The sequence below is a fragment of the Lutibacter sp. A80 genome (genome assembly GCF_022429645.1).
GTDB lineage: Bacteria > Bacteroidota > Bacteroidia > Flavobacteriales > Flavobacteriaceae > Lutibacter.
The window spans coordinates 3,189,098-3,214,674 of record NZ_CP092480.1 but is presented as its reverse complement, the minus strand read 5'-3'; the positions used below and the strand labels follow the sequence as shown (position 1 = coordinate 3,214,674).

Below are 25,577 nucleotides of genomic sequence, written 5' to 3'. Positions count from 1 at the left end.
TATATATTATTTATTAAATGCTATACTCCAAACCCCTCTTACATCTCCTTCATTATAACCTGTTGCAATATCAAAAGGGTAGGTTAATTTTATTATTGAATCTGTTTTAACAGACATTGTTTCGTTTACTTTACCATGACAAACCAAACAATTAGCTTTTACAATTATTGGCGCATAAAAATGTTTTGCATTTGTTGAGTCTAATTCTAGTATTGGCTTTAACTCTTTTCCTTCTGCTACTATATTTTGATAATTATTTATAATTTCCAATTCTCGTTCTGTAGGTTCATTATCACAGCTTCTCAATTTATCAGATGCTCTTTTAATTACTACATTGTGTTTCTCTGACAATTGTTTTGTTATTGGAGCTGCTTTAAGATTACAAAAAGGGACAGCTTCTGCTGGACCACCTGCTTTCATTTTAGCCATTAATTGACTACTTAAAGCATCGAAAGTAGCTTTTGCTATTTCTTTTCCTTTAACAGTATATTCTAATTTTTCTTTTTCTGAAAGTTCAGAATTACAAGAAAAAAGACTGATTAGCATTGTAAAAATTAGAATTTTTTTCATCTTGATTATTTTATAATTGGAAAATTATTTTTATGCCAGTTGATAATTCCTCCATGTAAATCATAAATATTTTCAAAACCAATTTCAGCTAATTTCTTACTCGCTTTTGAGGTTCTAGAACCCGATCTACAGTAAATATATAGCGGTGTACTTTTATCTAATTCTGAAAATTGTTCGATAAAATTTTTATCGAATAAATTTATATTTCTTGCTCCTTTAATATGTCCTTGAGCAAATTCACCTGGTGTTCTTACATCAATTATTATTTGATTTTCTGATTTTTCTTTAAAATCAGCAGGAGTAACAACTTCTATTTTCCCTGCCTTTGTTTCTGTTTTTGAAGGTTGTTTATTATTACAGCTTATTAAAAAAATTGTAACTAAAACTGTAAGTGATATTTTAAATAACTTCATTTGTTTTTAAACTTCTTTGTAAATATAAATCTACTATTAAACATTGCTTGTAACTTATGTTACTATTTCTTAAAAGAAAAGGGAGCTTAACAGACTCCCTTTTAAATTTTTAACTTAAAAAAATTGAATTACAATAAGGTTGTTGGGCATACATAATCTGTTAATTCAATACCTGTTTCTTTAATATCTTTAAATCCACCTCTTACATCTGTAACATTATTAATACCATTTGCTTTTAGAATGGAAGCTGCTATTAAAGAGCGATAACCACCTGCACAGTGTAAATAGTATTTTTTATTTGGATTTAATTCTGCAAAGTTAGAATGAATTGTATCTAACGGAAAATTCTCAATTCCAACAACATGTTCCGATAAATATTCGGATTCTTTTCTAACATCTAAAGGCATTTCCATAGTACCCTCTTTTAACATATTTGCAAATTGAATTGCTGAAATAGACGCTACTTTATCAACCTTATGTCCTGCGGCTTTCCAAGAATGCATACCTCCACGTAAAAAACCTAGAGTATTATCGTAACCTACACGTGAAAAACGTGTAACAACTTCTTGTTCTCTACCTTCTTCAGCAATAAAAATTATTTTTTGATTAATGTCTGTTACCAAAGCTCCAACCCATGGTGCAAAACTACCATCAACTCCAATAAACCAAGCTCCAGGCACTGTGCCTTCTTCAGTAAAAACTGTAATACTTCTAGTATCAATTACCAAAACATCCTTTTGCTCGCTCATTTCTTTAAATGAATCTGCATCTATTGGTGTTGTTCCTTTATGAAGAATTGTATCAATACTAGTATTCACACCTTTATTCATTCTTACATTATTTCCAAAATATTGTGGCGGTGGCGCTAAACCTGCAGTAACTTCTTTTATAAATTCTTCTTTGGTCATATCAGCTCTTAACGCATAATTAGTTTTCTTTTGATTTCCAAGTGTATCAAAAGTTTCTGAACTCATATTTTTTCCACAAGCAGAACCTGCACCGTGATTTGGATATACTATAATATCATCTGGTAATGTCATTATTTTATTACGAAGCGATTCGAATAAATGGCCTGCCAAATCTTCTTGTGTTAGATCTGATTTTACTGCTAAATCTGGACGCCCTACATCTCCTATAAATAAGCAATCACCTGTAAAAACATATGGTTTTTGTCCTTTTTCATCAATTAACAAATACGATGAAGATTCCATAGTATGTCCTGGAGTATGCAATAATTGTAAGGTTAAATCTCCTATTTTAAATTGCTCACCATCTTTACCTTGGTGAATATCATAATTAGGGTCTGCATTTGGTCCAAAAACTATAGTAGCTCCTGTTTTTTTTGCTAAATCAACTTGTCCTGAAACAAAATCGGCATGAAAGTGCGTTAAAAACACATATTTAATTTTAGCTCCATCGGCTTTTGCCATTTCTATATAAGGCTCTGTTTCTCTTAAAGGGTCTATAATTGCTACTTCTCCTTTAGAATGAACATAATAAGCCATCTCAGCTAAGCAGCCCGTAAATAGTTGTTCTACTTTCATAATTATCTGATTTTTATTTTTTTAAATATATTTTCTTTTTTTCAAAGCTACAAGAATGCAGCTGTTTATTTGTAATAGAGGTTACATTGTTTTAATAATTAAGAATACTTTAACGATTTGTTTGTTTAATGTATTCAAAATATTTTCGTTCTATTTGTTTATTAATTTTTCGGTCCTCAAAGGCTTCTACAGCATGCTGAATACTCATAAAACAGTTAGAATAGTCTATATTTTCTATAACTCCACTTTTATCTAAAACATCTCTAACAGGACCTTTCATACCGCTAAAATCAATATCTATTCCCTTATTTTTATACTTATGTATTAGTTCTTTCAGCATAGAAACCCCTGAACTATCAATACTATTTATGCTTTCTCCATCAATTATGATCAGTTTTAATTTAGAACCTTTTTCGGATACAAACTCTTCTAATTTATCTTTGAAGAATGAAATATTTGCAAAATACAATTGCGCATCAAATCGTACAATTAACACATCTTCTGTTGTATTTAAGAGTCCTTCAAACCGATCCACATTTCTATAAAAAGTAGTGTCTTTTACTTGACCTAATACAGCAAAATGTGGTTTTGTACTTCTATAAATTAACATTACTAAAGATAATAAAACCCCTATTAATATACCTTCTTTTATACCTATTGTGGCTGTAAAAACTAATGTGGTAATTAAAATTACCAATTCAATTTTAGAATATTTTAATAATTCTTTTGGTGTTGAAAAATCTAACAAGCTATATACGGCAACTATTATAATTCCAGCCAATACTGCTTTAGGCAAATAGAAAAAAACAGGTGTTAAAAACAACAATGTTATACCAACAATTAAACTAGAAATAATAGCAGCTAATGGTGTTTTTGCTCCCGCTTGGTTATTAACAGCTGTTCTTGCCAAACCACCTGTAGATGGATAAGCTTGAAAAAAAGATCCAACAATATTTCCTAAACCGATTGCAACTAATTCTTGATTTGGCTTTACCTTATTACCCGTATGTTTAATTTCCATCGCCTTAGCTACAGATATTGCTTCTAAAAAAGCGATAAAAGAAAGTGTTAACGCTATTGGAAACAAATCAATTAATGTGTTTTTTTCAAATTTAGGAATTGTAAATTCAGGTAAACCCTTAGGTATTTCTCCTAATATTTGAATTCCGTACTGTTCTAAATGAAATACACGAACCAATACAATACCTAAAACCACAACCACCAATGCAGCAGGAATTTTAGACTTTAAACGTTTTAAAAAAATCAAAATAAATATGGAGCTTATTCCAATTATTAAAGTAATCCAATTAATTTCTTTTACATGTCTAAAAACCTCAATAACAAGCGTCTGTATTTTATTATCTCGCATTATTTCAACTCCAAATAAATGCTTTAATTGATTTAAACCAATAATTAATGCCGCAGCAGATGTAAATCCACTTATTACTGGTCTTGATAAAAAATTAACTAAAAAACCCAATTTAAAAAACCCAAAAACGACTTGTAAAAAGCCTACCATAAATGCCAATAAAATTGCAAACTCGATGAAATTTTCAGTTCCTATTTGAGCTAAAGTAGCAACTCCAGATGCAACTATTAAAGAATCCATTGCAGCAGGACCAACCGCTAATTGACGTGAAGTTCCAAAAATAGCATATACAATTTGTGGAATCATTGCTGTGTATAAACCATAAATTGGAGGTAAACCAGCAATCATAGCATAAGCAATTCCTTGTGGAATTAGCATAATTCCTACTGTTAAACCGGCACCTAAATCTCCTTTTAACCACTCTTTTTTGTAGTTAGGAAGCCAGTCTAAAATTGGTACGTATTTTTTTAAATTCATTTTTTAAACTTTTAACCTACACTCTTCAAAAATTTTAACAGTACAGGTAGCACAAACTTCTTTATCTAGTTTTTTATATATGGTAGCAATTGCTGTATGTTTATCTTTAAAAAAGTTTTCTTCACCAATTAATTTTATAAAGCCTCCTTTTTTAAGCACATCTTGACTAATTAATTTTAATCCTACAAAATAGATACCACCACCTCTACTTCTCCATTTTAATACTTCTTGAGATAACCATTCTGCACCAGCTATATCTATAAAGTTAATACCATTGGCTAGAATTAACAAGTGTTTTTGTTCATTTTTATCATATAAGTCCGTAAAATATTTAGAAATACCATCAACTGCTCCAAAATAAATTGAGCCATCAATTCTTATCATTTTTATTTGTGGACTTTCTTTACTTGTTTTATCTCTAATTATATTGATAAATTTATTTTCTATATTTTTTCCAACAACTGCTATATTTGGGTTTGATGTTTTGTCTAAATAAAAAAACAACGAAATAAATATTCCTAAAAACAATGCGGTTTCTAATTCTAAAAACAACGTACCTAACAACGTTACTATTAATACAAGAAACTCTCGTTTACTACTTTTTATAATTTGTTTAATTCGCTTAAAATCTATTAAATTATAACCTACCAATAAAATAATACCACCCATTGCAGGCTTGGCTAAATACGAAGCATAACTTGCAAAAAACAACACAACTAATAACAAACCTACTGCAGAAAATATTGCTGCTAACGGTGTTTTAGCTCCTGCCTGATAATTTACACCGGAACGAGAAAAAGAACCTGAGCTTACATAAGATGAAAAAAAACTAGAAATAATATTTGTTAATCCCTGACTAACAAACTCTTGATTATTATTTAATTTTTGATGAGAACTCATAGCAATTACCCTAGAAATTGAAACTGCTTCAACTAAACCAATTAAAGCCAATGTAATTGCACCTGAGGTTAGCATTCTCATATCTTCAAAATTAAAATTAGGGACTCTAAAAGGTGGTAAATTAGACGGAACATTTCCTATTGTTTCAATATTATGTATGTCCCCTCCTAACAAAATTGCTAACACACTTCCTAAAATCATTGCTAACAACATATTTAATTTAGAAAAGTATTTAATTTTTTTTATTAAAAGAGCCAATAAAAGCGTTGTTAAAGCAACACTAAATACATACAAATTTGTTTCTTTAATATGGGAAAATATGTAGGAAACAATTTCATAAAACGAACTTCCTTGCGGAACATTTACGCCAAATACATGTTTTAACTGTTTAAAAGCGATTAAAATTCCAGCACCTGCGGAAAAACCTATTACTACAGTATAAGAAACAAAGTTTACTAATTTCCCCATTTTAACCAATCCCATTAGCAGTTTTAAAATACCTGCCATAAACGATAACAGAATAGCTAATGAAATAAATGCTTGTAAATCTGATTCGGGTGTTACAAACTTACTTATAATTGAAAAAACTACGATTGAACCTGTTGTAGTAGGTCCCGAAATTAAATGGTATGAAGACCCAAATAAAGCTGCTATAATTGGAGTTATCATGGCTGTATAAAAACCATAAATTGGTGGTAGACCTGCAATCATTGCAAATGCTACTGCCTGTGGTATTACAATAACAGTACCTGTAATTCCGGCAATTAAATCATCTTTCCAAGTTTTTTTGACTAGAGGAAGCCAAGTCAAAAAAGGAAATATTTTATATAAACTCATAATAGTACGTTTAGAGTTTTATGCATTAACAAAAGTAAGCTGCTATATTTTTAGTATTGTTACAAGAATTACATATTATTAAAATAATTCTGCTTGTGTATCACCTTTAGTTCTTCCCAGATGCTTATATGCTAAATGTGTAACCTCTCTACCTCTTGGTGTTCTCATAATAAAACCTTCTTGAATTAAAAATGGTTCATAAACCTCCTCAATTGTTTCTGAGTTTTCACCTACAGCAGTTGCTAAGGTACTAATACCAACAGGGCCTCCTTTAAATTTATCTATAATAGTTATTAAAATTTTATTATCCATCTCATCTAACCCGTACGCATCAACATTTAAGGCATTTAAAGCAAACTTAGCAATTTCAATAGTAATGGTACCATTTCCTTTAATTTGTGCAAAATCGCGTACTCTTCTTAATAAAGCATTTGCAATTCTAGGTGTACCTCTACTTCTACCTGCAATTTCAATAGCAGCTTCCATTGCAATAGGCATTTTTAAAATTTTTGCACTTCGCTGTATAATATTGGTAAGTAATTCTTTATTATAATATTGCAACCTACTACTAATACCAAAGCGGGCACGCATTGGTGCCGTTAATAATCCCGAACGTGTTGTTGCTCCAATTAAGGTAAATGGTTCTAAATCTATTTGAACTGTTCGAGCATTAGGTCCAGATTCTATCATAATATCTATTCGATAATCTTCCATTGCCGAGTATAAATATTCTTCTACAATTGGACTTAGCCTGTGTATTTCATCTATAAACAACACATCTCTTTCACCTAAATTTGTTAACAAACCTGCTAAATCACCAGGTTTATCCAAAACGGGTCCCGAAGTAATTTTTAAACCCGCATTTAATTCATTTGCCAAAATATGCGCCAAGGTAGTTTTCCCTAAACCCGGAGGCCCATGAAACAAGGTGTGGTCTAAAGCTTCACCTCTTAAATTAGCAGCTTCAACAAATATTTTAAGGTTCTCTAAAACTTGTTCCTGTCCTGTAAAATCATTAAAACTTAGTGGTCTTAATTTTTTTTCAACATCTAATTCCTCTCTCGAATAATCTGTGTTCTCAGGATTTAAGTTTTCGTTCATATTTATAGCGTTACTTTGATAGCACGAAGATATAAAAAAATTAATGACGATTCTCTATTCTAAATTAATGTAGTTATTTTAATTTAAGTTACTCAAACTAAAGCTTTAATCTCTATACTACTAAACAAAACACTTAAAATTAAACATTTATAAAAAAACCTATATTTGTAGTATAAAGAACCCGTAATTAAATGAAAAACAAATTAAAAGCAGTACAAGAATTTCACGAAGCATTTGGACTTGGTATTAACCAAGAACCAATTGCACAACTTTCAGAAAATAAATCAAAACTACGGTTCGATTTAATGGCTGAAGAAAACGAAGAATACCTAGAAGCTGCAAAAAAAAATGACCTTATAGAAGTTGCTGATGCACTAGGCGATATGCTGTACATTTTGTGTGGCACAATTTTAGAACACGGAATGCAACATAAAATTGAAGAAGTTTTTAATGAAATCCAACTTAGTAATATGAGTAAATTAGGTGCAAATGGAAAACCAATTTATAGAGAAGATGGAAAAGTATTAAAAGGCCCAAATTATTTTAAGCCAAACATAGGTAAAGTGTTAAAAAAATAATTTTAAACTAACTAACAATTAAACAATATGAAAAACAAACTTAAAAGCTTAATGTTATATCCTTCAATAATAGCATTATCACTCGTTTTTTCCTGTAAAGGAGAACCACAAACCGAAATAGAAAAAATACCAGGTATTATTGTTGAAAACATGGACACTTCAGTAAAACCAAACGACGATTTTTTTAGATATGTTAACGGAAGCTGGTTAGATAAAGCTGAAATTCCAGCAGACAGAACTTCTTGGGGTAGTTTTAACGAATTAAGAAAAAAAACCGATGAAGATGTTCTAACAATTTTAAATGAAGCAATTGCTGAAAACAAATTTCCAAAATTAAAAGATGCTCAAGGAAATTTAACTTTAGAATCTGATCAAAAAAAGGCCGTAAACTTTTACGAATCTATTATGGATACCGTAACTAGAGATAAACAAGGTATTGCTCCAGTATTGCCTTTTTTAAATAAAATTGAGGCATTAAATAACATAAACGATTTACAAAATTTACTTACCGAATTAGCTCCTTATGGCTATGGTGGATTTTTTGGATTTTCTGTATTTAACGATTTAAAAGATAGTAAAATGAATGCTGGATATGTTTCTCCTGCAGGCTTAGGGCTATCTCGTGATTATTACGTAGATCAAGATGAAGACACCAAAGAAAAACGAGTAAAATACATAGCACATATTGCAAAAATGCTACAATATTTTGGCGACACTGAAGAAATGGCAAAAACAAATGCTCAAAAAATATTTGACTATGAGTATAATTTAGCAGAACCAAGGTTTACTAAAGAAGAATCTAGAGACACACGAAAACTTTACAACCCAAAAACTATTGAAGAACTTACTGCTTTAACTCCCTCAATAAATTGGAACTCTTACTTTAAAAATTTAGGAATTGATTCTCTTGAACGTGTAATTGTAATGCAACCAAAATATATGGAAGCTGTTGAAAATATAATCTCTTCAAGTTCTATTGAAGACATTAAATTGTATTTACGCTGGACAACCATAGATAGAGCTGCTAGTTTATTAAATGAAGAATTAGAAAATGCAAACTGGGAGTTTTACAGCAAAGAATTAACAGGTGCAAAACAACAAAGACCAAGAAACGAAAGAGCTTTATCAACACTAAACGGTTCTATTGGTGAAGCATTAGGTAAATTATATGTTGATGCAAAATTTCCACCTGAAGCAAAAGCTAAAGCTGAGGAAATGATTAAAAATGTTATGCTAGGTTTCGAAAAAAGAATTAATGCTTTAGAATGGATGAGCCCTGAAACCAAAATAAAAGCTATAGAAAAATTAGATAAAATGACTGTTAAAATAGCATATCCAGACAAATGGAAAGATTACTCTGAATTGGATGTAAAAGCTATTGAAGACGGAGGTTCTTACTTTGAAAACTCTATAAATATTGCAAAATGGAACTTCACAAAAAACATGAATAAACTTGGAAAAGAAGTTGACAGAACCGAATGGGGAATGGCACCACAAATTGTAAATGCATATTTTAATCCTGTAAATAATGAAATTGTTTTTCCTGCAGCAATTCTACAACCACCTTTCTACAATTATCAAGCAGATGAAGCTGTTAATTATGGAGGAATTGGAGCTGTTATTGGTCACGAAATATCACATTGTTTTGACGATTCAGGTGCAAGATTCGATGCAGACGGTAACTTAAACAATTGGTGGACTGAACAAGATTTAGAACAATTTACAGCATTAGGTAAAAAATTAATAGACCAATTCAGTGCTGTAGTAGCTATAGATGATGTAAATTTAAATGGAGAGTTTACATTAGGTGAAAATATTGGCGATTTAGGTGGTATTAATGCTGCTTTTGATGGTTTACAAATCTTTTACGAGAAAAATGGAAAACCTACAGCTATTGATGGATTTACACCTGAACAACGTTTTTATATGTCTTGGGCTACTATTTGGAGAACTATTATGAGAGATGAGGCTATGAAAAATTTAATTAAAACAGACCCACATTCACCAGGAATGTATAGAGCTTATATGCCACTACAAAATGTAGATGCATTTTACGAAGCATTTAATATTGTTGAAGGAGATAACATGTATTTAAAACCAGAAGATAGAGTTAAAATCTGGTAAATTTATATCAAAAAAAAGGAGCTTTTAAAGCTCCTTTTTTATTAAATCTGCACTATAAAAACCTCCTCGGTTTTCTTTTCTGTTTTTAGAAAACTGTGTAATTAAATATGCTGTAGTTATTAAATTTCTAAGTTCACACAAATCTGTTGAAAGCTCAGATTGATCATACAAGCGTTTATTATCTTCATACAATACTCTTAACCTTTTTTCAGCCCTAAGCAAACGTTCATTTGAACGAACAATACCAACATAATTACTCATAATAGTTTTCACTTCATTTCTATCATGCGTAATTAATATTTTTTCCATGTTTTTAGCAATTCCACTGTCATTCCAAATAGGTACATTTTTTGGTTCTTTAATTTTATGGAATCGTTTTTTTAAATTTTCACATGCATTATGAGAAAATACAAGTCCTTCTAATAAAGAGTTTGAAGCCAACCTATTTGCTCCATGCAAACCTGTTCTTGTTACTTCTCCAGAGGCATATAAATTTTTAAGAGATGTTTTAGCTTTTTTGTTAACATTTACACCTCCACAAATATAATGTTGTGCGGGTGAAACAGGAATATAATCTTTTCTAATATCAACACCTAAACTCAAACATTTCTCTGTAATATTTGGAAAATGTTTCTTAAAAGCTTCATAATCTATATGTGTACAATCTAAATAAACATGCGGAGCTCCACTTTTTTTAAGTTCATTATCTATAGCTCTTGCCACAATATCTCGAGATGCTAATTCTTCACGATCATCATACTTCTTCATAAAACGTTCACCATAATAATCTCTTAAAATGGCTCCTTCACCTCTTACTGCTTCAGAAATTAAAAAAGCTGGGTATTCTCCTGGATTGTATAATGCTGTTGGATGAAATTGAATAAATTCAACATCAGAAACTTCTGCTTTAGCTCTATATGCCATTGCAATTCCGTCACCCGTTGCAACAATAGGATTTGTTGTAGTACTATATACTTGCCCATTACCACCAGTTGCTAACATTGTTGCTTTTGCAGAAAAAGTTTTAACTATATTCTTTTTTTCATCTAAAACATAGGCTCCAAAACAGGTTATTTTTTCTTTTCGCTTAATATGCTTTTTCTTAACCTGATGTTCAGTTATTAAGTCTATTGCATAATGGTACTTTAAAAACGTAATATTCTCAGCTTTTTCTACTTGCGCAAGAAGTGCACGTTCAATTTCTGCTCCTGTTATATCCTTATGGTGTAAAATTCTATCTTGCGAATGTCCTCCTTCTCTTCCCAAAGAATAATTTCCTTCTTTAGTTTTGTCAAATTTTGTTCCCCAATCTATTAATTCTCTTAACCGATCAGGAGCGCTTTCAACAACCATTTTAACTATAGCTTCATCACAAATTCCATCACCTGCAATTAAGGTATCTTCAATATGTTGGTCAAAAGAATCTACCGTTTTATTCCAAACAGTTGAAATACCACCTTGAGCGTATTTAGTATTACACTCATTTTTTTCGTACTTAGTAATTATTGTAATTGTAGCATCTTTAAAGTGTTCTGCTGCTTTTAAAGCAAAAGACAAGCCGGCAATACCTGAACCGATTACTAAAAAATCGGTTTTATTTATTTTTTTTTCGGCATTCATTAAATTTTATTTAGAAAGTTCTAGCATACGTTCAATTGAAACCAATGCTTTTTCACTTAATTCCGAATCAACTTCTACGTGTGGTAATTCGTGTTTTAAGCATAAATACAATTTTTTCATAGTATTCATCTTCATATAAAAACACTCACTGCAATTACAACTATCATCTTCAACAGGTGCAGGAATTAAAATTTTATCTGGTGATTCTTGTCGCATTTTATGCAAAATACCAACTTCGGTTGCAACAATAAATGTTTTAGCCTTACTATTTTTTACATAATTTAATAAGCCCGAAGTAGAACCAACATATTTAGCCACTTTTAATAAATGAGCTTCAGATTCTGGATGTGCAATTATTTCAGCTCCTGGATTTTCGGCATATAAATTCAAAATTTTATCTATTGAAAATGCCTCGTGTACCATACAAGCACCATCCCAAAGTAACATGTCTCTACCTGTTTTTTTAATTAACCAAGACCCTAGATTTCTGTCTGGTGCAAAAATAATAGGTTGGTCTTTTGGAATAGAGTTTATAATTTTTTCTGCATTTGATGAAGTACAAACAATATCTGTTAATGCTTTTATTTCTGCTGAAGTATTTACATAAGAAACAACTAAATGATCTGGATGTTGTTTTTTAAATGCTGCAAAATCAGCTGGAGGGCAAGAGTCTGCTAGAGAGCAACCTGCTTTTAAATCGGGTAATAAAACCTTTTTAGTAGGATTTAAAATTTTTGCAGTTTCTGCCATAAAATGCACTCCTGCAAAAACAATAATATCAGCTTCTGTTTTTGCTGCTTCTTGAGCTAACGCTAGACTATCTCCAACAAAATCAGCAATATCTTGTATTGCATCTTCTTGGTAATAATGTGCTAAAATTATTGCATTTTTCTTTTTTCTTAGTTTTTTTATTTCTTTTACAAAATCGATGCTTTTTGGTATATCAACATCTAAAAAACCTATTTCTTCTATGTTTTGTTTTGCTTTTTCTAATGTAGCCATATGTATTTTTTACTTGGTTTAAACCAATAAATATGCCAAAAAAAGTAAGAAAATCGAATTTGAAATCGGTTTACTTTCAAATTAATTTAGCATTGCAATTTATAAAAAGTTATTTTTTTAAGCAAGCCTTACTAAGTTTGCTTACTGAACTTTAAATCTCCATCCAAATTTATCTTCTGCAAGGTTTCTTTGAATATCTGTTAAACTCTTTTTTATAAATGAAGCATAGCTATTTTCTACTTTTGGTAATTCAAATTTCTCATCTTTATGAGCAAAACCTAAAATAGGACTAATTACAGCTGCTGTTCCTGCCCCAAACATTTCTAATAATTCACCACTTTTAGCTGCCGAAATTATTTCTGTTACCCTAATAGGTCGCACCTCTACTTTTATTCCTTTATCTTCTGCAAACTGAATTATACTTTTACGAGTTACACCATCTAATATTCTTTCGCTTGTAGGTGCTGTTAATAATGTATCATTTACTCTAAAAAACACATTCATAGTACCAGCTTCCTCTAAAAATTCGTGACTAGAAGCATCTGTCCATAAAACTTGCTGATATCCTTGTTTTTCAGCTAATTTAGCTGGAAAAAACGATGCGGCATAATTACCTGCTGCTTTTGCAAAACCTACACCACCATTTGCAGATCTACTGTATTTATCTGCTATTTGAACTCTAACTTCACCTCCATAATATGCTTGTACTGGAGAACAAATAATCATAAATTTATAACTTGTAGAAGCTGATGCAGAAACACAATTTTCTGTAGCTATAACAAAAGGCCTAATATATAATGAACTATCTGCCCCTTTTTGAACCCAATCACTATCTAACTTTAACAATTCTGTTAAACCTTCGAAAAAATACTCTTTTGGAAAAGCAGGCATATCTAAACGCTCTGCAGATTTGTTAATACGTTGTTGGTTTTGATCTGGTCTAAATAACCAAACATCACCATCATCATCTTTATAAGCTTTCATTCCTTCAAAAACAGCCTGACCATAATGAAAGACTTTTGCAGAAGGATCAAATGAAATAGCTTGGTAAGGTCTAATTTTAGGAGTTTGCCAAGCACCATCTTCATAATCACATTCAAACATATGGTCTGTAAATATTTGACCAAATTTTAAATTACTAAAATCAACATCAGAAATTTTAGATTTTTTTATTTTTTCTATATGTAAAGCCATTGTACTTAAATTTTGTTTAAGCAAAATTACTTATTTTTTTTCATTAAAAAGTTTTAAATGCTTTTTAGGTTAGTTTTTTATTTTTAATATATTTGTTCAAAATGTTGAATTTAAACAAATTGAAATGGTAAAAAATGTAATATTAGTAGTTATAGGCTTATTTATGGTAGTTTCTTGTAAAAATGAAAAAGCAAAAAACAATGAGAAAGCCACTGAAGTAGAGGAAATTGCATACATTTCTTTTGGTGATAAAATAACAGATGACAATGTTATTACAAAAGAACAAATGGCTGAAAAATATAAAGACTTAAAAGAAGGAGATACTGTTAATGTAAAATTCGCTTCTAAAATTAACGAAGTTTGTAAAGCAAAAGGTTGCTGGATGAATTTAGATTTAGGAGAAGAAACAACTGCTTTTGTAAAATTTAAAGACTATGGCTTTTTTATGCCTTTAAATGCAGATGGAAGAGAAGTAATTGTAAATGGAAAAGCCTTTGTTAAAACTACCCCAATTGAAGAGCTTCGCCATTTTGCTGAAGATGCAGGCAAATCTGAAGAAGAAATTGCTGCAATAACAGAACCTAAATACACATTATCTTTTGAAGCAGATGGTGTTTTAATGAAAAAATAATGAAAAATTTAACCCTCTTAATTCTAGGAAGTGTTTTATTTTTTTCGTGTAATTCTACAAAAAAAGAAGCACCTAAAAATAACGAAGAAGAATTGGTAATGTATGAATTTTCTGAAATGGCTTTGCTAATGGAAGAAATGTACAAAGCCAATGAAGATTTAAAAAACAAGATTGTAAATAAAGAAGCTATTGGAGATTTTTCCGATAAATTTTTAGATATTCATTCTGCTGTTTTAACCAATCCAAAAGACAGAGATGCTAGTTTTGAAATTTTCTCAAAAGCATTTCTTGAAAATCAAAAAGCTATCTATTCTGCATCTCCAGACGATGTTAAAGACCAGTTTAATCTTATGGTAAACTCTTGCGTAGCCTGCCATAAAACTACTTGTACCGGACCAATTCCTAGAATTAAAAAGCTACTTATAAAATAAAATATTGAAAAGAGAAATAATTACTACATCTGATGGATCTTCAACCATCCATCTACCGGAATGGAATGAACAATACCATTCTAAACACGGTGCAATACAAGAAGCTAAACACGTTTTTATTAAAAATGGATTATCTCTATTTTCTAATAAAAAAATTTCTATATTAGAAATAGGTTTTGGTACTGGCTTAAATAGTTTTATAACTTTTTTAGAAGCCCAAAAATTTAATTTAGAAGTAAATTATATTGGTATTGAAGCCTACCCTGTGGCTGCTGAAGAAATTGATAAGTTAAATTATGTTTCAGAATTAAGCGCAACAGATTTTAAAGACATTTTTAATCTAATGCACAAACAGGAATGGGAAATTAAAAATAATTTAACGCCTAGTTTTACACTTACAAAAAGAAAGCAATTTTTTAATGAAATTAAAGACATTAACTCGTTCGATTTAATTTATTTTGATGCTTTTGGAGCAAGAGTGCAACCAGAACTATGGACAGAATCTATTTTTAAAACTATGTTTAATGCTTTAAAAAACGATGGAGTTTTAGTAACTTACAGCGCTAAAGGAAGTGTTAGAAGAGCAATGCAATCTGTTGGCTTTATTGTTGAAAGATTGCCCGGACCTCCAGGAAAAAGAGAAATGTTAAGAGCTTTAAAAAAATAATTATTTTACAATATGGAACAACAACGATTTAAAAAGCGAAAAAAACCAAATTATAAAAGAGGAATTATTTTAGTACTATTATTACTGTTAATTATTTTCTTATGGTTTAATATTGAAAACATTATTACCGGATTTTTAAATCCAAAATAATATTGCTTTAAAAAACGCTATCTTACCATTTATAGTTTTTAAAAGTCAATAATCCAATCCTTATAAAACAACAAATTGAGCTCAGAAAAAATTATATTAGGAATTGATCCCGGAACAACTATTATGGGTTTTGGATTGATTAAGGTTGTAAATAAAAAAATGGAATTAATGCAGTTAGACGAACTGATATTAAAAAAATACGACGACCATTATGTAAAACTAAAATTAATTTTTGAACGAACCATACATTTAATAGAAACGTACCACCCCGATGAAATTGCTATAGAAGCACCATTTTTTGGTAAAAATGTACAATCCATGTTAAAATTAGGAAGAGCACAGGGTGTTGCTATGGCTGCAGGATTAACTCGAGAAGTTCCAATAACAGAATATTCTCCAAAAAAAATAAAAATGGCCATTACTGGTAATGGTAATGCAAGTAAAGAACAAGTAGCTAAAATGCTACAAAGTCTATTAAAAATTAAAACATTGCCTAAAAATTTAGATGCAACAGACGGATTAGCAGCAGCAGTTTGTCATTATTACAACAGTGGTAAAGTTACCACAGGTAAAAATTACACTGGCTGGGCAGCTTTTGTAAAACAAAACCAAAAAAGAGTAAAAAAGTAATAACCTTTCAGCTTTTAAACTGTTTTATACTATCACATCACATTCGTAGGTTTCGTATTTTTTATCGATTATAAGTTTTCTATGTTCTTTAAATGAATAATGTTCTTTAGAATTTTCCATCCTTATACGATCTTCTTTAGAAGTCCAATATTCAACTAAAAAATATCGATTTTCTTCATTTCTATCTTTAAAAATATGAAAATGATCCAATCCGGCTGGTTTAGCTTCTGTCAATTCTTCAAATTTCTGCAATTCAACAAAAGTAATTCCCTCACCATCTTTAACTTTAAATGAAACTATATAGGTATACATAACAAAGGCTTTTATCAAATTTACATAACAGATTTAACACCAACGGTAACCTAAATCACCTTTTGTGGTATTCTATTAAGTTGTACTTTTGAAAAATCTAAAAACAAATTAAATTGGCAGGAATATATATTCACATCCCCTTTTGTAAACAAGCTTGTTATTATTGCGATTTTCATTTTTCAACTTCAATAAAAAGAAAAGAAGAAATGTTATTAGCTATTATAAATGAATTACAAATGCGTAAAAATGAGTTTGAAAATGAGCTAATTGAAACCATTTATTTTGGAGGTGGTACACCATCGCTGTTAACCACCAAAGAAATTACCGCTATTTTTGAAGTTATCTATAGCAATTATAAGGTAATTACAAATCCAGAAATTACCTTAGAGGCAAATCCTGACGATTTATCTGAAAGCACTATTAAAGCCTTAGCAAATTCACCTATAAACAGGCTAAGCATTGGAATTCAATCTTTTTTTGATGACGATTTAAAATTTATGAACCGTGCACATACAGCCGAAGAATCCAAAAAATGTTTAACCACAGCCATCAGTTATTTTAAAAATATAACCATCGATTTAATTTATGGCGTACCCAATATGAGTAACAAAAAATGGAATGAAAATTTAAAAACAGCTTTTGATTTTGGAGTTTCTCATATTTCGAGCTATGCACTCACGGTAGAAAAAAACACAGCTTTAGATAATTTTATTAAAAAAGGAAAAGTTCCTGCAGTAAACGAGCAACAAGCTTTAGAACATTTTAATATTTTAGTTTCCGAAACTGAAAAACAAGGATTTGTACATTATGAAATTTCTAATTTTGGAAAACCTAACTACTTTTCAAAACATAACACTTCTTATTGGCTTGGAAAAAAATACTTAGGTTTTGGTCCTTCGGCACATTCTTTTAACGGAAAACAACGTGCTTGGAATGTTTCAAATAATGCAAAATACATAAAGGCCATTAATAACAATATACTTCCGCTAGAAATTGAAACCCTTTCAATTAATAATAGATTTAATGAATATATTATGACTGGCCTAAGAACCATTTGGGGTATTGACCTGCATAAAATTAATAACGATTTTGGAGAACTTTATTTAAATGAATTAATTAAAAATTCAGAACAATTTATAAAAAAAGGCTTGCTAAAAATTACTTTAGAAAAAAAATTAACAACTACACAAAAAGGCAAATTTTTAGCCGATGGAATTGCAAGCGATTTATTTAAAGTTTAACTATATTTGAATAAGAATAAATAACTATGGAATTATTAACTGGAATTTTATTAGGTGCAATAGCATCATATTGGGGATTTTCTTTTTTCAATAGAAAAAAAGGAGTAAATCAAGTAGAAAAGCAATCAGTAGTTTTAATTGAAAAAATAAAAAGCGTTTGTAAATTAATTTCTGTTGAAGGAGATTTTGCTGAAATTTATCATTTTGAAGACACCAAAAATCGTTTTTTAAACTTATTTACAAGCAGAAAAAAAGCTGTTTTATTAATAAACGCAAAAGCACATATAGGTTTCGATTTATCTCAAATTAAGTTAGATGCCAATAATGATTCTAAAGAAATAGTATTAACTCATTTTCCAGAACCAAAAATACTATCCGTTGAAACCGATGTAAAATATTACGATAAAAAAGATGGTATTTTTAATAAATTTGATGCCTCAGATTTAACTGACCTTCAAAAAGAAGCAAAACAATTTATTGTGGCTAAAATACCTGAAACTGGATTGTTAAATTCTGCAAAAAAAGAAGCTTTAGATACCATTTTAATGATTGAAAAAATGTTAGAAACTTCTGGTTGGAAACTAAACTACTCTCAACTGGTATTACCTAACGGAGAACTTAAAGAGTTAAATAAATAATATGAATATTGAACAATTTAGAGCTTATTGTTTGTCAAAAAAACATGTTACCGAAAGCTTCCCTTTTGATGATGTAACCTTGGTTTTTAAAGTAGCTGGTAAATTATTTGCTTTAACTGGTTTAAACAATAAACCCGCCACAGCAAATTTAAAATGTGATCCGGAAAAGGCAATACAACTACGCGAAGAATATTCCGATATTATTGAAGGATATCATATGAATAAGAAACATTGGAACACAGTAACTATTGAAGGTAATTTACCCACCAAGCTTATTGAAGAATTGGTAAATAATTCTTACAATTTAGTTGTAAAAGGGCTTACAAAAAAACGCCAAAAAGAATTGGGTTTTATTTAATAATTACTTTTTTTTCTATATTCCGATGGAGTTACACCTTTTATAAATTTAAACTTTCTATTAAAATTTGCTAAATTATTAAAACCCGATTTATAAGAAATTTCAGTAATGCTTAAATCGTTTTTTTTAGTTAATAATTTACACGCATTTCCTATTCTAATATCAATTAAAAAGTTAACAAAAGTTTTGGTGGTTCGCTGCTTAAAATACCTACAAAATGCATTAGGAGTCATATTTGCAATATCTGCAACATCGTGCAAACTTATTTCTTTATGAAAATTTTCCATTGTATATTGAAAAATATCACTCATTCTTTTCCCTTCATTTCCAGCATATTTTTTTAAATTTATTAAAGAAGATAATTTGCGTTTTTCAGCACCGGAAATTAAGCGTAAAACTTCTAAAAAATTAATAAATTGTTGATATTTTGAAAATGATTTAATTTTAGAAAAAATATGGGAAATATCCTTTTTATTTGACAGAACCTTATACCCTAAAACAGCATCATCAAAAAAATCGTTAAAACATTCAAATTCTGGCAGATCAAAAAAGTCTTCTCCAAAACAATTTTTTGCAAAAAATAAAGTCACCATTTCTGTTTCTTGTTCAAAAGCGGCATCACGCTTAAAAACATGTGGTAAATTTTCACCTAAAACAAAGATATCGTTTTTTTTAAAACTCCCTACACAATCACCAATTGCAAAGGTTCCTTCACCCGCAATAACTAAACTAATTTGAATCTCTTTATGTTGATGTAATTTCTCATAGTAATTTTCACCTTTATAATGCTCAATATACATTGTTACATTTTTTGGTTTTGGAATTGTAAAAGGTAAAACTTTCATGTGCTTATATTGTTTTTTTTAACAAAAAATAAGTTATTACTATTTGTGTTTTATTAAATTATAGGCTTACTTCACTCCTAAACAGAAGCATAGGCCAATATTAATCTATTTTTTTAAATAAATAACATATTAGAGATAAAATAATATCACAAATTAAAAAGAACGTTTTTTATACAATTGGCATTTATAAAACACCCATTTTTTAAAATATAAGAATTGAAAAATAATACAGCTAATTAAAAGAATAAAACCAAAATATATTGATCTAAATATACTGTTGCACTAAAGTAATTAGTGAATTTGCATCTTGGTCTCCAGATTGTCTCCATTTCATTTCTCCATCTTTATAAATAATAAAAGTTGGATTTCCTTTAATTCTTAATGCATTTGCTAAAATTTCATTTTTTTCAATATCAATTTTTATCACTTTAGCTTTATCGCCAAGTGCAGCTGCAACATCTCGTAATACAGAATGCAAATTATCAGAGTCTTCTTCCCATTCTGTATAAAAATCTATTAAAACAGGGATCTCAGAACTTATTAATTCTCCAAATTTTGTCATAATTTATTATATTTTTATTGACTATAGCTGCATAAAAACAGGCTGTATATATACAAATGTACTATTTTAAATTAAAAAAATTGATAGTTACTTCTTTTTCAGTGTAATTACAGTAATTTCTGGCCAAATACCTATTCTACCAGGAAATGCTAAAAACCCAAATCCTCTATTTACATTTATATATTTTCCAAATTCTTTATACACTCCAGCCCAATGTTTATAAACATATTTAATAGGGCTCCATTTTATACCTGGTATTTCAATTCCAAATTGCATTCCGTGTGTATGCCCGCTTAGCGTTAAATGGTAATTATTTTCATGTGTTTTCACCTCGTGTTCCCAATGCGAAGGGTCGTGACTCATTAATATTTTAAAATCTACTTTATTTATTTTTGAAGAAGCCAAATTTAAATCACCTGCTTTTTTAAAACGTGTTCCCCAATTTTCTACACCTATTAAAGCTATTTTATCGTTTTCTTTTTCTAAATAAACACTATCATTCAACAATAAATTAAATCCAATTTTAGGATGAATATCTTTTATAGATTGAAAATTTTGTTCTTTTTCATCTGCAGAATTCCAACGGACATATTCACCATAATCATGATTTCCTAAAACAGCATACTTTCCGTCTTTTGCTTTTAATTTTTTAAAATATGGAATCCAAGGTGTCATTTCATCTGCTGTATTATTTACAATATCTCCAGTAAATAAAATAACATCCGATTCTTGTTCATTAATTAAATCTATTGCGTACGCAATTTTCTCTTCATTATCAAAACTACCACTATGTATATCTGAAAGGTGCGTTAATTTAAAACCATCAAAAGCACTTGGTAAATCATCAAAAACCAACGTGTGTTTTATTACTTTAAAATTGTATTTACCTTTTACAATTCCGTACAAAATTGATGAAAAAGGAATTGCAGCCAAACCCAAAGCTACTTTGCTTACAAAAGCTCTTCTATCTGGCAAATAACCTGTTGTAGTTGTAGCTGAAAAATAATTAAAAACAGATTTAAAAACTCTAAAAACATCTTCACCAAACAACACAATTAGCGCAATAATTTTAGGCGCTATTGTTAAAATCAACAATCCAAATGAGAGCATTACTTGCTGATTTAGGCCCTTAGAAGCTTCTATAGAATTAATACTATAAACAACATTTACAATTACAGCAATTGATATTAGCCAATAGAATACAAATACAATTTTATTTTTAGTAATTGTTTTTACACTTTGAAAAGCATAAAAATCTATAAAAAGTACAAAAGCAATAAAAACTATCCATCTAATCATTTAAAAATTGTTTCTCATTTTTGTAAATATACATTTTAAGTCCAAAAAAATGTTAAACAACTTAATTAATGAATTGTTAAAATTGATTTTAGTACTTTTACTGCAATTAAAAATTTCAATAAAAAAATAGATGTCTGCACAAAAACGCCTTTTCCTTTTAGATGCTTTTGCATTAATATTTCGTGGTTATTATGCACTAATTAAAAATCCTAGAATTAATTCAAAAGGTATGGATACTTCAGCCGTTTTAGGGTTTACAAATTCTTTATTAGATGTTATAAAAAGAGAAAATCCAGACCATTTGGCTGTTGCTTTTGACAAAGGTGGCTCTCATTCAAGAAATGAAGCTTTTCCTGAATATAAATCTAATAGAAGTGAAACCCCTGAAGCTATAAAAATTGCAATTCCATATATTCATAAAATACTGGAAGCAATGCACATTCCAATTATAGAAAAAGAAGGTTTTGAAGCAGACGATTTAATTGGAACTCTTTCAAAACAAGCTGAAAAAGAAGGATTTCAAGTATTTATGGTAACTCCAGATAAAGATTTTGCACAACTAGTTTCTGAAAACATTTTTATGTATAAGCCAGCCAGAATGGGGAATGGTATTGAAAAATGGGGAATTCCAGAAGTTCAAAAAAAGTTCGAAGTTGAAAAACCAGAACAAGTAATTGATTATTTAGGAATGATGGGAGATGCCGTTGATAATATTCCTGGTTTACCTGGTGTTGGTGATAAAACTGCAAAAAAATTTATAAAACAATACGGAAGTATGGAAAATCTTTTAGCAAATACACACGAGCTAAAAGGTAAAATGAAAGAAAAAGTGGAAGCTAATAAAGCATTAGGACTACTTTCAAAAGAATTAGCAACCATAATTTTAGATTGCCCTGTAACTTTTAACGAGAAAGATTTTGAGTTAAATCACCCTGATTTCGAAAAAACAAATGAAATTTTTAAAGAATTAGAATTCCGAAGAATTGCAGAAAACCTAAACAAAATATTTAAAATTCCAACTACAGAAACCATTGGTAAAACAACTGATTCTGAAACTAAAAAAACTACAAAACCAACTCCAGATACAAATCAGCAATTCGATTTATTTGCTTCACCAGAAGATGAAAAATCTAAAGAAACAGGAATTACAGGTTATAAAAATATAGAAAATACAAATCACGTATATCAATTTATAAATACAACACTTTCTAGAAAACTATTACTTCAAAAATTATTACAACAAAAATCCGTAAGTTTTCATATTGAAACTAGTGGTTTTAATGCTTTTGAAGCAGAAATAGTTGGAATTTCTTTCTCTTACGAAAAAGGAAAAGGATATTTTATTCCGACAGAAAACAAAGAAAAAACAAAAGTTATTTTAGACGAATTAACTCCTTTTTTCGAAAATGAAACCATTGAAAAAATAGGTCACGAATTAAAATTTACCATAAAAGTACTTAGCACTTATAATATTAAAGTTCAAGGAAATTTATTTGATACCCAATTAGCACATTATTTATTGCATCCAGATATGCGTCATAATATGAACGTACTTTCTGAAACTTACTTAAATTACCAACCAATAAACAGCGTCGATTTAATTGGAAAAAAAGGAAAAAACCAACTTTCAATTAAAGAAATAGATTTAAAAAAACTAACCGAATATACAGTTGAAAATGCTGCTATTATTTTTCAACTAAAAGAAATTTTCCTAAACGATTTAGAAAAATTCAAGCTAACAAAACTCTATAATGAAATAGAAATACCCGTATTAAAAGTTTTAGCTTCTATGGAATTAGAAGGTATTAAATTAGATGATGCATTTTTAAATTCATTAGCAGAAAAATTAACAAATGATATTCAACAACTTGAAGATTCTATATATAAAGAAGCTGGTATCAGTTTTAATTTAGCTTCACCCAAACAATTGGGAGATGTATTATTTGACCATTTAAAATTAGTAGATAAACCTAAAAAAACAAAAACAGGGCAATATGCTACAGGTGAAGAAATTTTATCAAAATTAGCTTCCAAACATCAAATTGTACAAGAAATATTAGAATGGAGAGGTTTGGTTAAACTAAAAAACACTTATATAGATGCATTACCTAGAGAAGTAAATTCCGTTACAAACAGAATACACACAACTTATAGTCAAGCAGTTGCAGCAACAGGAAGGCTAAGTTCTAACAATCCGAACCTACAAAACATACCAATTAGAACAGAAAGAGGTAGAGAAGTTAGAAAAGCTTTTGTACCAAGAAACAAAAATTACACATTGGTTGCTGCCGATTATTCTCAAATAGAATTACGCATAATTGCTGCATTAAGTGAAGACGAAACTATGATAGCATCCTTTAACAGAGGAGAAGATATTCACGCCGCAACAGCTGCAAAAGTTTTTAACATTCCTTTAAACGAAGTTAGTCGCTCGCAACGTGGAGATGCAAAAGCAGTAAACTTTGGTATTATTTACGGTCAAGGTGCTTTTACACTAGCACAACAACTAAATAAATCAAGATCTGAAGCAAAAGAGTTAATAGACAGCTACTACAAAAACTTTCCAAAATTAAAACAATACATAGCAAATCAGGTTAATTTTGCACGTGACAATGGTTATGTTGAAACTATATTAAATCGTCGTAGGTATCTAAAAAACATTAACTCTCAAAATGCTATTGTACGTTCTGGTGATGAAAGAAATGCTGTAAATGCACCAATTCAAGGAAGTGCTGCAGACATTATAAAAATTGCAATGATTCATATTCACGAATTTTTAACAGAAGGAAATTACAAAACTAAAATGTTATTGCAAGTACACGATGAATTAGTTTTTGATATGCACAATGAAGAATTGGAGCATTTAAAACCAATAATTAAAGAAAAAATGGAGAATGCATTTAAACTTGACGTGCCCTTAACAGTAGATTTAGGAGAAGGACAAAACTGGTTAGAAGCTCATTAAACAAGAAAAAATCAATCTTAAAAAGACTCATAAATTTCGATAACACATTCGTATTTTTTATATCGAAAAATAAAACAAAATATACTTCAAAAAAAAACACTTTAACCTATTGATAAACAACAAATAAATTCAAAAAAAAATATTGCAAATTTACTGTTTGTTATATGAAGAATAGTTTGTACATTTGCACTCCCTTTTTAGGGACAAAAAATAAATGTTTAACTATAACAAAGAATTTAATTGTGAGTAAATTAAGTTACAAAACAGTGTCAGCTAACAAAAATACCGTTACTAAAGAGTGGGTATTAGTTGATGCAGACGGCCAAACGTTGGGTCGTCTAGCTTCTAAAATAGCAATGCTAATTAGAGGTAAATACAAACCAAATTACACTCCTCACGTAGATTGTGGAGACAATGTAGTGGTTATCAACGCGGAAAAAATCAATTTAACTGGAAAAAAATGGAGTGACAAATCTTACATTCGTCACACAGGTTACCCAGGAGGACAAAGATCATTAACTGCAACAGAAATGTTTGAAAAAGACCCAACACGTCTTGTAGAAAAAGCAGTAAAAGGAATGTTACCTAAAAATATTTTAGGAAGTACTTTGTACAGAAATTTATATGTTTACGCAGGTGCTGAACATGGTCAAACTGCACAAACACCTAAAGCTATTAACCTTAACGATCTTAAATAATGGATACAATTCACAAAATAGGTAGAAGAAAAACAGCTGTTGCACGTGTGTATGTTTCTGAAGGAAAAGGAAATATTACCGTTAACAAAAAAGATTATAAAGAGTATTTTACTACTCCTCACTTACAATACAAAGTTTTACAAGCGTTAAATTTAACTGATAATGCAGAAGCATTTGATATTAAAATTAATGTTTTTGGAGGTGGTATTACAGGACAAGCAGAAGCTATTCGTTTAGCAATTTCTAGAGTTTTAGTTGAGTTAGACCCTGAAAATAGAGCAATTCTTAAACCAGAAGGTTTACTTACTAGAGACCCAAGAATGGTTGAACGTAAAAAATTCGGTCAAAAGAAAGCAAGAAAAAAATTCCAATTCTCAAAACGTTAATCGTTTTATACAAGTATTGGTACACCAATTTATTT

26 protein-coding genes are annotated in these 25,577 nt (G+C 29.7%); 13 read left to right on the top strand and 13 right to left on the bottom strand.

All coding sequences use genetic code 11. The features are described from left to right. Positions 1 to 6 precede the first annotated feature (6 nt). The 6 genes from MHL31_RS13315 to ruvB all read right to left on the bottom strand — a co-directional run bounded on the left by MHL31_RS13315 (position 7) and on the right by ruvB (position 7,211). On the bottom strand, positions 7 to 570 hold the full coding sequence (locus MHL31_RS13315) for a DUF3365 domain-containing protein (protein WP_240226440.1): 564 nt from the start codon (positions 568 to 570) through the stop codon (positions 7 to 9). Positions 571 to 575: 5 nt separating this feature from the next. Continuing rightward, on the bottom strand, positions 576 to 983 hold the full coding sequence (locus tag MHL31_RS13310; RefSeq protein ID WP_240226439.1) for a rhodanese-like domain-containing protein: 408 nt from the start codon (positions 981 to 983) through the stop codon (positions 576 to 578). A 128-nt stretch (positions 984 to 1,111) separates the two neighbouring features. Next, the gene (locus tag MHL31_RS13305) at positions 1,112 to 2,527 is read right to left on the bottom strand and encodes a rhodanese-like domain-containing protein (RefSeq protein ID WP_240226438.1); all 1,416 of its coding nucleotides are present in this window, start codon (positions 2,525 to 2,527) and stop codon (positions 1,112 to 1,114) included. A 109-nt stretch (positions 2,528 to 2,636) separates the two neighbouring features. Further along, on the bottom strand, positions 2,637 to 4,373 hold the full coding sequence (locus MHL31_RS13300; RefSeq protein WP_240226437.1) for a SulP family inorganic anion transporter: 1,737 nt from the start codon (positions 4,371 to 4,373) through the stop codon (positions 2,637 to 2,639). Positions 4,374 to 4,376: 3 nt separating this feature from the next. After that, the gene (locus MHL31_RS13295) at positions 4,377 to 6,110 is read right to left on the bottom strand and encodes a SulP family inorganic anion transporter (protein ID WP_240226436.1); all 1,734 of its coding nucleotides are present in this window, start codon (positions 6,108 to 6,110) and stop codon (positions 4,377 to 4,379) included. 78 nt (positions 6,111 to 6,188) lie between these two features. Continuing rightward, positions 6,189 to 7,211: a Holliday junction branch migration DNA helicase RuvB gene (gene ruvB, locus MHL31_RS13290; RefSeq protein ID WP_240226435.1), complete on the bottom strand. Its 1,023-nt coding sequence runs from the start codon at positions 7,209 to 7,211 to the stop codon at positions 6,189 to 6,191. A 191-nt stretch (positions 7,212 to 7,402) separates the two neighbouring features. On the opposite strand from ruvB, the gene MHL31_RS13285 reads away from it, so the two are divergent. Further along, on the top strand, positions 7,403 to 7,789 hold the full coding sequence (locus tag MHL31_RS13285; protein ID WP_240226434.1) for a nucleoside triphosphate pyrophosphohydrolase family protein: 387 nt from the start codon (positions 7,403 to 7,405) through the stop codon (positions 7,787 to 7,789). 27 nt (positions 7,790 to 7,816) lie between these two features. Further along, a complete protein-coding gene (locus MHL31_RS13280) occupies positions 7,817 to 9,913 on the top strand; it encodes a M13 family metallopeptidase (protein ID WP_240226433.1) in 2,097 nt (698 codons plus the stop codon). A 24-nt stretch (positions 9,914 to 9,937) separates the two neighbouring features. On the opposite strand, the gene nadB is transcribed toward MHL31_RS13280, so the two are convergent. From nadB to MHL31_RS13265, 3 genes are all read right to left on the bottom strand, one after another. Then, the gene (nadB, locus tag MHL31_RS13275; RefSeq protein ID WP_240226432.1) at positions 9,938 to 11,533 is read right to left on the bottom strand and encodes an L-aspartate oxidase; all 1,596 of its coding nucleotides are present in this window, start codon (positions 11,531 to 11,533) and stop codon (positions 9,938 to 9,940) included. Positions 11,534 to 11,539: 6 nt separating this feature from the next. Next, positions 11,540 to 12,535, bottom strand: a complete 996-nt coding sequence (gene nadA, locus MHL31_RS13270; protein ID WP_240226431.1) for a quinolinate synthase NadA — start codon at positions 12,533 to 12,535, stop codon at positions 11,540 to 11,542. Between the two features lie 141 nt (positions 12,536 to 12,676). After that, positions 12,677 to 13,729, bottom strand: coding sequence for a branched-chain amino acid aminotransferase (locus MHL31_RS13265; protein ID WP_240226430.1), 1,053 nt, complete (start codon positions 13,727 to 13,729; stop codon positions 12,677 to 12,679). Positions 13,730 to 13,853: 124 nt separating this feature from the next. Between MHL31_RS13265 and MHL31_RS13260 the strand changes: the two genes are divergently transcribed. The 5 genes from MHL31_RS13260 (at position 13,854) to ruvC (ending at position 16,238) form a co-directional block, all read left to right on the top strand. Next, positions 13,854 to 14,360, top strand: coding sequence for a DUF4920 domain-containing protein (locus tag MHL31_RS13260; protein WP_240226429.1), 507 nt, complete (start codon positions 13,854 to 13,856; stop codon positions 14,358 to 14,360). Continuing rightward, a complete protein-coding gene (locus MHL31_RS13255; RefSeq protein WP_240226428.1) occupies positions 14,360 to 14,791 on the top strand; it encodes a hypothetical protein in 432 nt (143 codons plus the stop codon). Before MHL31_RS13260 ends, MHL31_RS13255 begins: the two co-directional genes overlap by 1 nt. 4 nt (positions 14,792 to 14,795) lie before the next feature. Further along, entirely contained in the window at positions 14,796 to 15,458 is a 663-nt protein-coding gene (gene mnmD, locus MHL31_RS13250; protein WP_240226427.1) for a tRNA (5-methylaminomethyl-2-thiouridine)(34)-methyltransferase MnmD, read from the top strand. 12 nt (positions 15,459 to 15,470) lie between these two features. Next, positions 15,471 to 15,608 (top strand): hypothetical protein, encoded by a 138-nt coding sequence (locus MHL31_RS13245; RefSeq protein ID WP_240226426.1) that lies wholly within the window; start codon positions 15,471 to 15,473, stop codon positions 15,606 to 15,608. A 75-nt stretch (positions 15,609 to 15,683) separates the two neighbouring features. Further along, entirely contained in the window at positions 15,684 to 16,238 is a 555-nt protein-coding gene (gene ruvC, locus MHL31_RS13240; protein WP_240226425.1) for a crossover junction endodeoxyribonuclease RuvC, read from the top strand. Positions 16,239 to 16,262: 24 nt separating this feature from the next. Here ruvC and MHL31_RS13235 read toward each other — a convergent pair whose 3' ends face one another. Beyond that, a complete protein-coding gene (locus MHL31_RS13235) occupies positions 16,263 to 16,550 on the bottom strand; it encodes a putative quinol monooxygenase (RefSeq protein ID WP_240226424.1) in 288 nt (95 codons plus the stop codon). A gap of 113 nt (positions 16,551 to 16,663) precedes the next feature. On the opposite strand from MHL31_RS13235, the gene hemW reads away from it, so the two are divergent. Genes hemW through MHL31_RS13220 form a run of 3 tightly spaced genes read left to right on the top strand, consistent with a single transcriptional unit; the run spans position 16,664 to position 18,787 of the window. Next, the gene (gene hemW, locus MHL31_RS13230) at positions 16,664 to 17,791 is read left to right on the top strand and encodes a radical SAM family heme chaperone HemW (RefSeq protein WP_240226423.1); all 1,128 of its coding nucleotides are present in this window, start codon (positions 16,664 to 16,666) and stop codon (positions 17,789 to 17,791) included. Positions 17,792 to 17,817: 26 nt separating this feature from the next. Then, positions 17,818 to 18,429, top strand: coding sequence for a DUF4230 domain-containing protein (locus MHL31_RS13225; RefSeq protein ID WP_240226422.1), 612 nt, complete (start codon positions 17,818 to 17,820; stop codon positions 18,427 to 18,429). A 1-nt stretch (position 18,430) separates the two neighbouring features. Beyond that, positions 18,431 to 18,787, top strand: coding sequence for an MmcQ/YjbR family DNA-binding protein (locus MHL31_RS13220; protein WP_240226421.1), 357 nt, complete (start codon positions 18,431 to 18,433; stop codon positions 18,785 to 18,787). Here the strand turns inward: MHL31_RS13220 and MHL31_RS13215 are convergent. The 3 genes from MHL31_RS13215 to MHL31_RS13205 all read right to left on the bottom strand — a co-directional run bounded on the left by MHL31_RS13215 (position 18,784) and on the right by MHL31_RS13205 (position 21,493). After that, positions 18,784 to 19,632 (bottom strand): AraC family transcriptional regulator, encoded by an 849-nt coding sequence (locus MHL31_RS13215; protein ID WP_240226420.1) that lies wholly within the window; start codon positions 19,630 to 19,632, stop codon positions 18,784 to 18,786. The genes MHL31_RS13220 and MHL31_RS13215 overlap by 4 nt on opposite strands. Before the next feature lie 265 nt (positions 19,633 to 19,897). Continuing rightward, the gene (locus tag MHL31_RS13210; protein WP_240226419.1) at positions 19,898 to 20,194 is read right to left on the bottom strand and encodes a co-chaperone YbbN; all 297 of its coding nucleotides are present in this window, start codon (positions 20,192 to 20,194) and stop codon (positions 19,898 to 19,900) included. An 87-nt stretch (positions 20,195 to 20,281) separates the two neighbouring features. After that, positions 20,282 to 21,493 carry a metallophosphoesterase gene (locus MHL31_RS13205; protein WP_240226418.1) on the bottom strand — a complete coding sequence of 404 codons (1,212 nt, stop codon included), beginning with the start codon at positions 21,491 to 21,493 and terminating at the stop codon, positions 20,282 to 20,284. A gap of 130 nt (positions 21,494 to 21,623) precedes the next feature. On the opposite strand from MHL31_RS13205, the gene polA reads away from it, so the two are divergent. From polA to rpsI, 3 genes are all read left to right on the top strand, one after another. After that, complete coding sequence (gene polA / locus MHL31_RS13200) at positions 21,624 to 24,458, top strand: DNA polymerase I (protein WP_240226417.1); 2,835 nt, start codon at positions 21,624 to 21,626, stop codon at positions 24,456 to 24,458. A 242-nt stretch (positions 24,459 to 24,700) separates the two neighbouring features. Then, a complete protein-coding gene (gene rplM, locus MHL31_RS13195) occupies positions 24,701 to 25,156 on the top strand; it encodes a 50S ribosomal protein L13 (RefSeq protein ID WP_240226416.1) in 456 nt (151 codons plus the stop codon). After that, positions 25,156 to 25,542 (top strand): 30S ribosomal protein S9, encoded by a 387-nt coding sequence (gene rpsI / locus MHL31_RS13190; RefSeq protein ID WP_240226415.1) that lies wholly within the window; start codon positions 25,156 to 25,158, stop codon positions 25,540 to 25,542. The genes rplM and rpsI overlap by 1 nt, the downstream gene beginning before the upstream one ends. Positions 25,543 to 25,577 lie beyond the last annotated feature (35 nt).